Origin of the sequence: Veillonella intestinalis, from assembly GCF_943193155.1 — a bacterium.
GTDB lineage: Bacteria > Bacillota > Negativicutes > Veillonellales > Veillonellaceae > Veillonella_A > Veillonella_A intestinalis.
The window spans coordinates 427,802-440,706 of sequence record NZ_CALPDB010000001.1; the positions used below are offsets into that span (position 1 = coordinate 427,802).

The 12,905-nt window shown below is 35.3% G+C and carries 12 protein-coding genes and 1 other annotated feature; of the genes, 1 reads left to right on the plus strand and 11 read right to left on the minus strand.

From position 1 onward, the window contains the following. Positions 1–68: 68 nt before the first annotated feature. The 11 genes from secA to NFR44_RS02050 all read right to left on the minus strand — a co-directional run bounded on the left by secA (position 69) and on the right by NFR44_RS02050 (position 11,642). Positions 69–2,513: a preprotein translocase subunit SecA gene (gene secA / locus NFR44_RS02000; RefSeq protein WP_251440615.1), complete on the minus strand. Its 2,445-nt coding sequence runs from the start codon at positions 2,511–2,513 to the stop codon at positions 69–71. A 127-nt stretch (positions 2,514–2,640) separates the two neighbouring features. Then, positions 2,641–3,471, minus strand: a complete 831-nt coding sequence (locus tag NFR44_RS02005) for a MetQ/NlpA family ABC transporter substrate-binding protein (protein WP_251440617.1) — start codon at positions 3,469–3,471, stop codon at positions 2,641–2,643. A gap of 38 nt (positions 3,472–3,509) precedes the next feature. Then, positions 3,510–4,172: a methionine ABC transporter permease gene (locus NFR44_RS02010; protein WP_251440619.1), complete on the minus strand. Its 663-nt coding sequence runs from the start codon at positions 4,170–4,172 to the stop codon at positions 3,510–3,512. Beyond that, complete coding sequence (locus NFR44_RS02015) at positions 4,169–5,191, minus strand: methionine ABC transporter ATP-binding protein (protein ID WP_251440621.1); 1,023 nt, start codon at positions 5,189–5,191, stop codon at positions 4,169–4,171. The genes NFR44_RS02010 and NFR44_RS02015 overlap by 4 nt, the downstream gene beginning before the upstream one ends. A 44-nt stretch (positions 5,192–5,235) precedes the next feature. Continuing rightward, positions 5,236–5,445 (minus strand) — a binding site (T-box leader). Positions 5,446–5,628: 183 nt separating this feature from the next. Further along, on the minus strand, positions 5,629–6,159 hold the full coding sequence (gene hpf, locus NFR44_RS02020; protein WP_251440622.1) for a ribosome hibernation-promoting factor, HPF/YfiA family: 531 nt from the start codon (positions 6,157–6,159) through the stop codon (positions 5,629–5,631). A gap of 302 nt (positions 6,160–6,461) precedes the next feature. Beyond that, a complete protein-coding gene (locus NFR44_RS02025) occupies positions 6,462–6,659 on the minus strand; it encodes a cold-shock protein (RefSeq protein ID WP_251440625.1) in 198 nt (65 codons plus the stop codon). A gap of 470 nt (positions 6,660–7,129) precedes the next feature. After that, complete coding sequence (locus NFR44_RS02030; RefSeq protein WP_251440628.1) at positions 7,130–7,849, minus strand: amino acid ABC transporter ATP-binding protein; 720 nt, start codon at positions 7,847–7,849, stop codon at positions 7,130–7,132. Then, on the minus strand, positions 7,846–8,502 hold the full coding sequence (locus tag NFR44_RS02035; protein WP_251440631.1) for an amino acid ABC transporter permease: 657 nt from the start codon (positions 8,500–8,502) through the stop codon (positions 7,846–7,848). The genes NFR44_RS02030 and NFR44_RS02035 overlap by 4 nt, the downstream gene beginning before the upstream one ends. Before the next feature lie 145 nt (positions 8,503–8,647). Then, a complete protein-coding gene (locus tag NFR44_RS02040; RefSeq protein ID WP_251440632.1) occupies positions 8,648–9,838 on the minus strand; it encodes an aminotransferase-like domain-containing protein in 1,191 nt (396 codons plus the stop codon). 58 nt (positions 9,839–9,896) lie between these two features. Next, on the minus strand, positions 9,897–10,661 hold the full coding sequence (locus NFR44_RS02045; RefSeq protein ID WP_251440633.1) for a basic amino acid ABC transporter substrate-binding protein: 765 nt from the start codon (positions 10,659–10,661) through the stop codon (positions 9,897–9,899). A gap of 159 nt (positions 10,662–10,820) precedes the next feature. Next, positions 10,821–11,642 (minus strand): basic amino acid ABC transporter substrate-binding protein, encoded by an 822-nt coding sequence (locus tag NFR44_RS02050; RefSeq protein ID WP_251440634.1) that lies wholly within the window; start codon positions 11,640–11,642, stop codon positions 10,821–10,823. 649 nt (positions 11,643–12,291) lie between these two features. Between NFR44_RS02050 and NFR44_RS02055 the strand changes: the two genes are divergently transcribed. Then, positions 12,292–12,894: an HD-GYP domain-containing protein gene (locus NFR44_RS02055; RefSeq protein ID WP_251440635.1), complete on the plus strand. Its 603-nt coding sequence runs from the start codon at positions 12,292–12,294 to the stop codon at positions 12,892–12,894. The last annotated feature ends 11 nt before the right edge of the window (positions 12,895–12,905 follow it).

The window sequence follows — 12,905 nt, forward strand, 5'->3', positions numbered from 1 at the left end:
TACAGCAATAAAAACAGAAAATGGCCGTGCCGAAAATACTCTCCCGGCAACGAACCATTCTGCGTTATCTAATCTACATTTTGTGGTTCCAACACATCATCATGATGGGTTTGCGCATTGGCCAGGGGATCTGCTGTTGCTTCTTCTTCAATCACTTCATCATTTAATTCAATGCGAATGCGATAGAGATACATAATAGTATCTTCTTGAATAGCTTCAATCATAGCTTCAAACATGTCATATGCTTCAAATTTGTATTCCACAAGTGGGTTCTTTTGGCCATATGCACGAAGGCCAATCCCTTCGCGGAGCATATCCATAGAATCTAAATGTTCCATCCACTTGCTATCTACAACTTTTAGCATAACAGCTTTTTCGAGTTCACGCATATTAGCTTCGCCAATAAGTTTTTCTCGTTTTTCATATTCTTCATGCGCAATAGAAAGTAATTTTTCTTGTAATTCACCGCGGCCATATTCTTCCATTTCAGCCACAGTAAATTGTCCAGGTTCTAGGAAGAATAACTCTAAATGTTTGAGTAAACCTTCATAATCCCATTCTTCTGGATACAATTTTTCATCCGCATATTGATCCATTGCTTTAACAACTAAAGAATCTACCATGTCTAAAATCGTTTCTTTTAAGGAATCATTGCCTAAAATCTTACGACGTTGATCATAGAGAACTTCACGTTGCTGATTCATTACATCATCATATTCAAGGATATATTTACGAATGTTAAAGTTGTGGTTTTCCACTTTTTTCTGAGCTCGTTCAATGGATTTAGTAATTAAGGAATGCTCAATTGGTTCATCCTCTTCCATTCCCAATTTATCCATCATGCCAGAAATATTATCAGCACCAAAAATACGCATCAAATCATCTTCTAAAGACAAGAAGAATTGACTAGAGCCAGGGTCCCCCTGACGTCCTGACCGACCGCGTAGCTGATTATCAATACGACGACTTTCATGACGTTCTGTACCTAAAATATGTAAGCCCCCTAAGTCGGCTACGCCTTCTCCTAAGGAAATATCGGTACCACGACCAGCCATATTCGTGGCAATTGTTACCATGCCACGTTGACCTGCATTGGCAACGATTTCAGCTTCTTTTTCATGGTGTTTAGCATTCAATACATTATGCGGTACACCACTTTTAAGTAACATGTCACTTAATTCTTCAGACTGTGTAATCGAAGTTGTACCCACCAAAACTGGTTGTCCATTTTTATGGCGTTCTACTACATCTTTTACAACCGCTTTATATTTTGCCTTTTTAGTTTTAAAAATTAAGTCTGGCAAATCTTTACGTAATAAAGGACGATTTGGCGGAATTTCATAAACTTCAAGACCATAAATATTATTAAACTCTTGTTCTTCCGTTTTAGCAGTCCCTGTCATACCCGCCAATTTTTCATACATACGGAAATAGTTCTGGAATGTAATAGCCGCTAGAGTTTGACTTTCACGTTCAACTTTGAGGCCTTCTTTAGCTTCAATAGCTTGATGTAAGCCATCAGAATAACGACGCCCAAACATCAAACGACCAGTAAATTCGTCAACAATAACAACTTGACCATCTTTCACTACATAGTCTTTATCACGATGCATCATTGCATAGGCACGTAAGGATGCATTTAATAAGTGATTAAGCTCTAAATTAGCAGAATCATACAAGTTTTCAATTTTAAGCAATTTTTCAACTTTAGCAATCCCAGATTCAGTAGGTGCAATTGTTTTTTGCTTTTCATCAATAGTATAGTCTTCACCAGCCACTAATTGAGGTACTACTTTAGCTAAGGTATAGTAACTATCCGTAGAACGTTCCCCTGGGCCAGAAATAATTAATGGTGTACGGGCTTCGTCAATAAGAATCGAGTCTACTTCGTCGACAATCGCATAATTCAATGGACGTTGTACCATTTGCTCAGCATGGATTACCATATTATCACGCAAATAGTCAAAACCAAATTCATTATTAGTACCGTAGGTAATATCTGCAGCATAAGCCATCTTACGTTGATTATAATCAAGATTAGCTACAATTAAACCTACTGATAAGCCTAACGCACGATATAATTTACCCATCCACTCACTGTCACGAGTTGCTAAATAATCATTAACTGTAACGACGTGAACACCTTTACCAGTTAATGCATTTAGATATACAGGCAAAGTGGCTACCAAAGTTTTACCTTCACCAGTACGCATTTCAGCAATATTGCCTCGATGTAAAGTGATACCACCAATAATCTGTACATCAAAATGGCGCATGCCTAGCACGCGCTTTGACGCTTCACGAACAACTGCAAACGCTTCTGGCAAAATATCATCTAGTGTTTCACCTTCAGCTAAACGCTTTTTAAATTCCTGCGTTTTCCCTGCTAACGAACTATCACTAAGACTGCTTAAACTAGCTTCTAAGCCATTAATTTCGTCTACAATAGCACCCATTTTTTTTATTTCACGAGCACTGTTATTACCAATTAAACGTTGTATAAAACCGAACAAATAAATCAACTCCTTAAGTCTGTATATTCTCATATATACATATTCAATTTATTATATCACAAAGTCTATAAAAAACAAAAAAATAGCAACCCGAAGGTCGCTATTTTTATTGCATTCTTGCAAGTTATTATTTAGTTTCTGGTACATACCATAAACCATTATTATGTGTTTTCATATATTCTTTGAATTCTGGAGAGTTATAAGCTTCTTTAAGGTCTTTTGCCCATTGTGTATCTTTATATTTATCCAATACTACTAATTGTAATAAAAGATGTGGTAAAATGTCTTCTTTTACTAAGGCTGTAGCAGGATCAATTTTCGCATTATACACAATAGAACCAGTAATTACAATGAAGGCAAAATCAGTTCGAACTGATGGAATTGTTAAGGATTTCATTTCAACAAAATTTAAATTGTGTGGATTGTCAACAATATCAGCTTTCGTTACCGTCGAAAGATCTTTGCTTGGATCTAATTTAATAAGACCTGCTTTTTGTAATAATGCATAGGCCCGCGCTGTATTGGATGCATCATTAGGCACAGCAATAGTATCACCATTAGCAATTTGATTCAATTGAGTTTTTGCGCCTGGATAAATACCCGCTGGTACTGTTGGTATAGCTGTTAAAGCCACTAAATGACCACCTTGTTTATTATTAAAGTTTTCCATATAAGCTGTGTGTTGTTCTACATTAAAATCAACTTCACCATCATTCAAGGCCACATCAGCTTGTACTAAATCAGACATGTCACGAGCTGTAATTTTGTAACCTTTCTTTTCTAATATAGGCTGAACCCCTTGTTCAAATAATTCAGAATAAGGGCCTTGCGATTTACTAAATACTAATTCTTTTTTATCAGCCGAGCCTGAATCATTACCACAACCAGCTAGCAATACCGCCCCTAACGCAACTGACAATGCTAAAGCTCCTAATTTTTTAAAACGTTTCATACTCATAATATGCCTTCTTTCTCTTTCTCAAAATAATTTTTTAATTAATGGTTTCTCATTTTAAAAGCAAAGTGATTACCTACAGATTGTATAATCTGCACAAAAATAACTAGAATTACTACCGTAAATAACATTAAAGGAAAGTTCAATCGCTCATACCCATAAGTAAGCGCTAAATCACCGATACCACCAGCGCCAATAGCACCAGCCATAGCTGTGGCTCCAATTAAGCCAATCGTGCCAGTAGTCACGGACAAGATTAAAGACGCTTTAGCCTCTGGCAAAATGAAATTCCATACAATTTCAAAATGGGAGGCTCCCATAGCTTGAGCTGCTTCTATGATTCCTTTGTCCACATCTAATAAGGAGTTTTCAAATAAACGTGTTAGATACGGCGCAATAAAAATCACCAATGGCACTAAAGCTGCTGTAGTACCAATACGTGTACCTACTAATAATTTTGTAAGTGGCAAAATAAATACCATCAAAATGATGAAAGGTACACTTCTGATAATATTAACAATCGTATTAATAACGTTAAATACATAATCATGACGTAATATACCGTCTTTATTTGTCAGTACTAATACAACCGCTAATATAAGACCTATAAGTGAACCAATAATCAAAGACACAAACACCATATATAAGGTTTCTTGTGCGGCCAAGATTATTTGCTCATTAGGCACACCTAAATCTGGCATCATATATTCACCGCCTCCCATTCTAAACCACTATCTGTTATGTATTTTTTCACAGTGGCAATCGTATCTTCAGCGCCCACGATCTGTAAAATAAATATGCCCAATGCAGAATCTTGGAGTTGATTGACTGAAGCAAATACAATATTCGTTTCTACTGACAAATTTTTATTAATTTCATAAATTACATTCTTAGTGACTGCACCCCCTAAAAAACGAACCTTTATTAATTCATACAGCCTTGTTTCAGCCTGTAAGCTAGTCACTACCGTATCTGGAATACGCTCTGGAATAACCGTCTGCACAAAACGCTTAGTAATACTTTCTTTTGGTTTACTAAATACATCGAGTACAGAGCCAGTTTCAACAACGCGCCCATGTTCCATAACAGCAACACGATTACAAATTTCTTTGATTACATGAATTTCATGAGTAACTACTAAAACAGTAATATTAAATTCTCTATTAATTCGCTTCAACAATTCCAAAATAGCTTCTGTAGTTTCTGGATCCAAAGCACTTGTTGCTTCATCACATAATAAAATGGATGGATTCGTAGCTAATGCACGAGCAATCCCTACACGCTGTTTCTGCCCACCTGACAATTGAGTTGGATATGCATTAGCTTTGTCTGGTAAATTAACAAATTCCAATAATTCTTTAACCCGTTTATCAATAACATCAGATGCTACTTTATTTAATCGTAATGGAATTGCAATATTGTCATATACTGTCTTTGAATTTAGCAAGTTAAAAGACTGAAACACCATACCAATTCCCTTACGAACTTGTCGAAGCTCATTATGACTCAATGAATTAATATTCACATCATCAATAAGGACTTCACCACTCGTAGGAGTTTCCAGTGCATTAACCATGCGCAATAAAGTTGACTTACCAGCACCACTAAAACCGATAATGCCAAAAATATCGCCATCATTAATCGTTAATGACACGTCTTGGAGGGCTTGAACTCGTTGCTTTTTAACTACGAACTCTTTATTGATATGCCTTAGTTCTATCATAATTCACCTCCTAAAAATTAACAAAAAAAGACCATCCGCCCCTATACAGAGACGGTGGCCCGTGGTTCCACTCTGCTTGCAACTCAAAAGTTGCACTCAAATCCCATAACGGTGGATAACCGTGAGAACCTACTTACATTCAGCTCTCCCGCTCACAAAGGCATTCCTCCTAAATCTACTATAACGAGCTTCCAGCCATGACTCGTCTCTCTGTATAGTTCATCAAAAGTACTTGTTTTGTTCATAGCGTTTTAATTTAAAACATACTAATATAATAGGTTTTAAATTCTCATTTGTCAAGTAACAAATAAAAATATTCATAATTTCAGCTAAATATGAACAAGAAAAAAGCAAGGACAGGTTATACTCAACCTGCCCTTGCTTACACTATTCAATTATATAAACGTCCTATGTTTAATCTCCCTCTGGAGTTGCCTCTAATTCTCAGGCTCAATCAACCCATAGGAACCGTTTTTACGACGATACACAACATTCATAACTTCAGTTTCTGCATTATAGAACATAAAGAAGTCATGACCTACTAAATTCATTTGCATAATCGCTTCTTCCACATTCATAGGTCGTACTGCAAAATGTTTGCGACGAACTACATCAATTTCTTCTTCTTGTACTGGTACTTCCGGTACATATGCATCTGGTTTGAAACCAGCTTCCTTCTTGAAGCGACGTGCTAGACGTGTTTTATATTTGTGAATTTGACGAACTATTTTATCTACTACCAAATCAATAGCTGCGTACATGTCAGCGTTCGATGCTACACCACGAAGTACAACACCTTCTACAAAACAAGTTAATTCAACTACTCGATTTTCTTTTTCTACGGAAAGAACGGCTTGTACATCAAATGGTGCATCAAAATAACGAGCAAGTTTATCCACACGTTTTTCTAAATATTCCCGAAGTGCTGTAGTGACTTCTAAATTCTTACCTCTTACTGTTACTTTCATATGCAAACATCCTTTCTTCCAAGTTCCAATTAAGAACTTGTTTGTCTATATTATACTAATTCTCCAGAGAGTTACAAAAGTCCTTTTTATTTTTTAAAAATTTTTTAATTTTTTTCAACTTTTTTAAATTAAACAAATCTAGCTGTGCTTAATTCTTATTTTTCAGTAATATATCCAAATCCAAATTGTAATTACAGTATATATACAAGTCTGTTATATGATAATTAATAATTATCATACCTCTATAGATTTTTAGGCAAAATAAAAAAGACCAGCCTAGGCTGGTCTTTCAGTGTAGTTATTTATGCATTAGTGACATTCGTAGCCTGTGGGCCGCGTTCACCATCAACGATTTCAAAGTTTACTTCTTGACCTTCATTCAAGGATTTGAAACCATCTTCTTGAATCGCGGAGAAATGTACGAATACATCGCCACCGTCTTCTCTTTCAATAAATCCATAACCTTTTTCTGCACTGAACCACTTAACTTTACCGAGCATAAAAAATTCCTCCTAAAAAATCCCTGCATTAGAGTACCTATAGTACCCTTCAACTATGTTAGCATAGTAAGTGTTAAAAAACAAGGATATTATACCGTATATGCATTATAAGTATACATACAATTATTTATGGCACTATTATGCAAAATTAAACATCTTGTTGATTCTCAATTTGACTTTATCATTTTATAAAGTCCTACAAATGTTGAAACTATAAGGTTCTTGCGACTAACCTCAGATTTTCAAATCAAAAATTCATAGGCTATACTAATAACAATTTAACATGTAATTTTAAATCAAAACAGTTATAAATTATTACTATTTATTCATCTTAATTCAGTGAACCAAAAGTTCGCTTTATTCTTTTTATACGCACACTTTATCTTATTCATAAAATAAAAATTTTAATAACTTTTATTTATAAATTTTAAAAATGACGTCTTTCAAAAAGAAAGACGTCATCATATACTTTATAAAATTTTAGACAAAAACAATTGTGTACGCTCATTTTTTGGATGCTCAAATACATCAACTGGCGTTCCTTCTTCTAAAATCTTACCTTCATCAACAAAAAGAACACCTGTTCCTACTTCTTTCGCAAAACCCATTTCATGAGTTACTACGACCATTGTCATACCTTCGTTAGCCAATTCCTTCATTACATCTAGTACTTCACTAACCATTTCAGGATCAAGCGCCGAGGTTGGTTCATCAAAGAGCATAACTTTAGGTTTCATAGCTAAAGCACGAGCAATAGCCACACGTTGTTGTTGTCCCCCAGATAGCTGTTCTGGATAAGCTTGCGCTTTATCTTTTAGACCTACTTTTTCAAGCAATTCTAAAGCAACGGCTTCTGCTTCCTCCTTAGAACTATTACGAATTTTTTGCGGTGCGAGCGTAATATTATCTAAAACCGTCATATGAGGGAATAAATTAAAGCGTTGGAATACCATCCCCACTTCAGCGCGTACATGATTGATGTTTTCTTTATTATTCAAATTCATGCCATCAACAATAACATCACCAGTCGTAGGTTCTTCTAAATAATTCATACAGCGTAATACTGTACTTTTACCAGATCCAGAAGGACCGATAATAACAACCACTTCTCCGCGCTCAACATGAAGATTAATCCCTTTTAATACTTCATTTTTGCCAAAGCTTTTATGTACATCTATCATCTTAATCATTTGATATTATATCTCCTTTCAAGGAAGGCTACTAACTGTGAAATACTCAATGTCATTACTAAGTAAATGATTGCCACAGCTGTCCAAATCTCAAAAGAGCCATAGGTACGAGCAATGATAAGCTGACCACGACGAGTTAATTCTTCAAAACCAATAACAGATACTAAGGAAGTATCTTTCATCATAGCAATAAATTCATTACCAAGTGGTGGAATAATTGCTTTAAAAGCTTGTGGCATTACAATATACCGCATTGTTTGGGCCCAAGTTAAACCTAAGGAGCGACCAGCTTCCATTTGACCTTTATCAATAGATTGAATACCAGCACGGAAAATTTCAGATACATACGCACCAGAGTTAATACTACATGCTGTAACAGCTGCTACATAAGGATTGATAGATTGACCGATTACCATAGGCAAGGCAAAATAAATCATAAAAATTTGCACTAATAATGGTGTTCCACGGAATAATTCTACATAGCATTTGACTAGCATACGAATAACTTTAAAACGTGATAAATTAGCTAATGCAGCAATCATACCAATAAAAAAGCCACAACCTACAGCCATTACTGTAATCTGAATTGTAATGACGGCCCCTTGTAATAATATGGGAATATTATCCCAAATTAAACTCCAATCAAAACTCATAATTAACCCTTTCCTTTGTATGCATAATAATTGCAATCCTAAATAAATAACCTAACAGTTCTATTTAAATTAATAACAAGTAATGCATAGAATTTCATTTCTATGCTTACGTAATTATAATTGTATTTTTATACAATGTCAATAGTTATTTAATCATAGATTGATATGCTTTGCCTAATCGTTTTACAGCTTCTTGTAATTTTTCCGGTTCTAGACCAGTAAAATTAAGTCTTACAAAGCTTGCAGAAGGTGAATTTACAAAGAATGGCGTCCCCGGAATAACTAACACATTTTCTTTTATAGCCGCTTGAAAAAAAGCATATTCATTAATAGTCGCTGGCAATTTTAGCCACAAGAAAAAACCTCCTTCTGGTACAGTAAAGGTAAATTCAGGTAATTCCTCTTGTAAGGTAGCCACTAAGGTATTACGCCGCTCTTTATAAACTGTATTCATAGAAGCAACATGGTCATCATAAGAATATATATTCATAAATTCTGCCGCAATGGCATGATCTGGCAATGAACTATGAATATCACAACATTCTTTTACTAAATTAAGATTAGTAATGAGTGTTTCATCACCACTCAACCAGCCAATTCGTAGGCCAGGACTTAATGTCTTGGACAAACTGCCCATAAATAAGACTTGCCCTTTTTTATCATACGCTGCCAAAGCACGTCGATAAGTATTAGTATAAGTAATCTCACCGTATGGATTATCTTCTAATATAATAATATTATATTCATTGACTAAATCAATGAAAGCTTGTCGTCGCTCATCACTCCAACAAAGACCAGTAGGATTTTGATAATCAGGGATTACATAAATAGCTTTAATAGAATTATCTGCTTCTAAAGTTTCTTTTAATAGCCCTAGATTCATCCCTTGTGAATCACAAGGAATTCCTTTTACAGTAGCTCCTGTCATAGCTAAACAATTCTTAGCATCAATAAAGGTAGGATCTTCTACAAGTACAGTATCACCTACATCTAATAATAATCTTGCCGCAATATCTAAGGATTGCATAGAACCACTAGTAATTTGAATACATGCTGGTGATGTAGTAACGCCATATTTACTCATAATATCAACGAGCTTTGCTCGTAAAGCCAGCCACCCCTTAGTGTCACCATATTGTAATACATCTTGACCAACTTCAGCAAAAACTTTACTAGCAACATGACTTAGCGCTTGAGTAGGAAATAATTCAGCCGCTGGTACCCCTTCGCCCAGCGATAATATATCCCCTATACCGGCTGCTTCATCTTTTAAGGCAGCTATAGCTGAACGCTCTAACTCTTTTGCTCGTTTTGCATATAAATCCTTATATTCCATATATATTAGTTCCTTACACTGTAATCCAATAATAATTTAAAATGTAGTAATGACACTTTTATTGAATATCGCCAAACCATTTTTGTTGTAACTTATCGTATTCACCATTAGCTTTTAATGTTTCAAACGCTGCATTCATTTTATCCAATAATTCCTTATCCTCTTTGCGAACTGCAATAGCAATCGTATGATCCTGCAAGCCTACTGGCACAATTCGTAAGTCTTTCATATTTAATTTAGTAATATAGTATTTAGCCACAGGCTCATCTAACATTACAATATCAACACTATTATTACTCAAGTCTTGTAACATATTAGGAATCGCATCAAATTCTTTCACCGTAGTTCCTGGTTTACTCTGTGCTAACATAGCCCCAGTAGTACCAATTTGAGCTGCCACTCGCTTGCCGGCAATATCCTCTTCACCATTAATATTAGTTTCATTATTACGAACTACCATGACTAATTTCACGTGATAATACGGATTCGTAAAATTAACTTTCGCTTCCCGTTCTTTCGTTACTACTAAACCAGAGGCAATAGCATCAATTTGTTTACTTTGTAAAGCCGGAATTAATCCATCAAAGCCCATACTCACAAATTTTGCTTCATAGCCCATTTCTTTTGCCAAGGCATTACTTAAATCTACATCAAAGCCTTTATATGTCTCACCTTCAGCAAATTCAAACGGCGGATAGGTAGTTTCTGCAGCAAAAGTAATGACTTTTTTATCACTACTACCTGTATCACTTCCACAACCTACAACTAATGCACTAAATGCCATCACAGTACCTACAATCGCTAACCCTTTTTTCCAATTCATATGATTACCACCTATCTTTTTAACACGTATACAAATACCACTCATAAAAGAAACAGTACTACACTAAAACTGACTTAAGTATAGTACTGTTTATCTGTTACTATGGTATCAAATTTATTTTAATTTTACAATGAAACCCCTATAGCTTTACTGCAATCATTAATTGCCAGACCATTCTGTTGGCATATCTGCAGGTGCATCTGTTTTAAACCATTTTTGATAAATAGCATTTAATTCACCATCTTGTTTCATGTCAGCAATGGCTTTATTTACAGCAGCTTGTAATTCTTTATTATCTTTAGCAAAAGCAAAACCGAAATATTCTTTAGTATTAGGATATGGAATTACTTTTACATCTTCATTAGTGTGTTTAGATGCATAGTATTGAGCTACTGGTAAATCTAACACAGCAGCATCAACACTGCCTTTATTTAATTCTAATAAAGCATCACTACTGTGGTCAAACTGTTTTAATGTAGTATTCGCAATTTTGGCCGCTAAATCAGCGCCGGTAGTCCCCATTTGAACAGAAATATTTTTACCTTCTAAATCTTGTAGTGTATTAATATTCGAAGATCCTTTAACCACTACAGCCATACCAGATTCATAGTATGGAGAAGCAAACAATACTTTACCTGCTCTTGCTTTGGTGATTGTCATACCAGAAGCAGCCATATCAATGTCTTTATTACCTAGACTAGGAATCAAAGCATCAAAGGATACATTTTTAAATTCCACATCTGCATTCATTCTTTTTGCAATAGCTTTAACCATCTCAATGTCAAAGCCTGTCAAATCCTGTGATTTTTCATCTTTAAATTCAAATGGCACGAAAGTAGCATTAGTCCCAACTTTAATTACTTTTTTGCCATTGTCAGCTTGTGTGCTTGCTGTATCACTACCACAACCTGCTACTAAAGCCCCCATGGCCAAAACTGCCATACCGGTAATCATAAGTTTCTTCATCTTCTGTGTAAACATAACTCCATCTCCTACTCTTTACTGTATAATAATAAGTTCAAACTCTCTCTTTATCTGAGTTTCTCTAATTGGTATGACATGATTATACATAACAATGTATAATCATGTCAATAGGTAAATGAATAAAAATTCAGAAAAATTTGCATAAAAATAAAAGACAGCTAAAAAGCTGTCTTTTATATACGGCTGACCTGGTCTTTGCCCCCACACTCGCCTACTGGAAGGTTCGCTCCTAAGCCTCTCGCTCCCCACTACTACTTCTCTCGATTTTATCGGTAGGTCTTACATCTAAGCCGCACCATGCTCATAATGTCGTTGCATTACTTACGTGGATCGTTTTGCCTGCGACTGGCCTCGACTTTCAACCACAGACCCGTATGAAGAAATTATACGCAAAGAATTTTACTTTGTCTATACAAAAATTATATGACAAATTTATATTTTACACTTGCTACTTTCGTTAGTTAAAGGATTCAATCTTTATAAAGCCCTTGTTCAGTGTATTCTCTTTTAGTTTCTCAAAATCCTTTCATCTTTGCCATAACTAACTATACTTAGATAGCAACATAGACCTATACCCAAAAGTGCAATAATATTGTATAATGTGTTTACTTGTTAAATGGGGACACAAAGGGAAGGACTCAGTATTATGTTTATGTTATCTTTAATGCAGCCATCAGGCTTATATGAATTGGAGCAAGATAGCTTAGAAGCCATTAGCGCCCAATTACTTCAGATGATTCGCATGAAAAGCTATGAGCTTTATACACATTCCATCAATGTAGCCAATTATTCTGTCAGTATTGCCGCTAAACTAGGGCTACCAGCCAACGAAATAGAACAAATTAGACATGGTGCATTACTGCATGACGTGGGATTACTTATGATGCCTTCTACAGTTTTAAAAAAAGCACCATTCTTCAATCGGCAAGAAATGTCTAAATATCGTCAACATCCTGCGAATGGGGCAAACATGATTGAAAACTATCCATGTTGCCAACCAATAATTCCTTATATTCGCTATCACCATGAACGTTGGGATGGTTCTGGTTTTCCAAAACATCTTTGCGGTAGTAATATTCCATTGGGGGCCCGTATTATTGGTATAGCTGATTATTATGACTCTGCAATCAATCCATCTACAGAGTCCTGGTCTAAAAGTAAGAAAACAGCGAAGCAAGAATTATTCAGCGGATCTGGCATCTATTTCGATCCTGATTTAGTTAAAGCTTTCATTGAAATTATCGGTTAAAGTATATACAA

Coding starts and splice junctions, on each gene's coding strand:
- NFR44_RS02045 (WP_251440633.1), bottom strand. CDS start 10,661: ATGAATTGGAAAAAAGGGTTAGCGATTGTAGGTACTGTGATGGCATTT.
- NFR44_RS02015 (WP_251440621.1), bottom strand. CDS start 5,191: ATGATAGAACTAAGGCATATCAATAAAGAGTTCGTAGTTAAAAAGCAA.
- NFR44_RS02050 (WP_251440634.1), bottom strand. CDS start 11,642: ATGTTTACACAGAAGATGAAGAAACTTATGATTACCGGTATGGCAGTT.
- NFR44_RS02025 (WP_251440625.1), bottom strand. CDS start 6,659: ATGCTCGGTAAAGTTAAGTGGTTCAGTGCAGAAAAAGGTTATGGATTT.
- NFR44_RS02010 (WP_251440619.1), bottom strand. CDS start 4,172: ATGATGCCAGATTTAGGTGTGCCTAATGAGCAAATAATCTTGGCCGCA.
- NFR44_RS02030 (WP_251440628.1), bottom strand. CDS start 7,849: ATGATTAAGATGATAGATGTACATAAAAGCTTTGGCAAAAATGAAGTA.
- NFR44_RS02035 (WP_251440631.1), bottom strand. CDS start 8,502: ATGAGTTTTGATTGGAGTTTAATTTGGGATAATATTCCCATATTATTA.
- NFR44_RS02055 (WP_251440635.1), top strand. CDS start 12,292: ATGTTTATGTTATCTTTAATGCAGCCATCAGGCTTATATGAATTGGAG.
- hpf (WP_251440622.1), bottom strand. CDS start 6,159: ATGAAAGTAACAGTAAGAGGTAAGAATTTAGAAGTCACTACAGCACTT.
- NFR44_RS02040 (WP_251440632.1), bottom strand. CDS start 9,838: ATGGAATATAAGGATTTATATGCAAAACGAGCAAAAGAGTTAGAGCGT.
- NFR44_RS02005 (WP_251440617.1), bottom strand. CDS start 3,471: ATGAGTATGAAACGTTTTAAAAAATTAGGAGCTTTAGCATTGTCAGTT.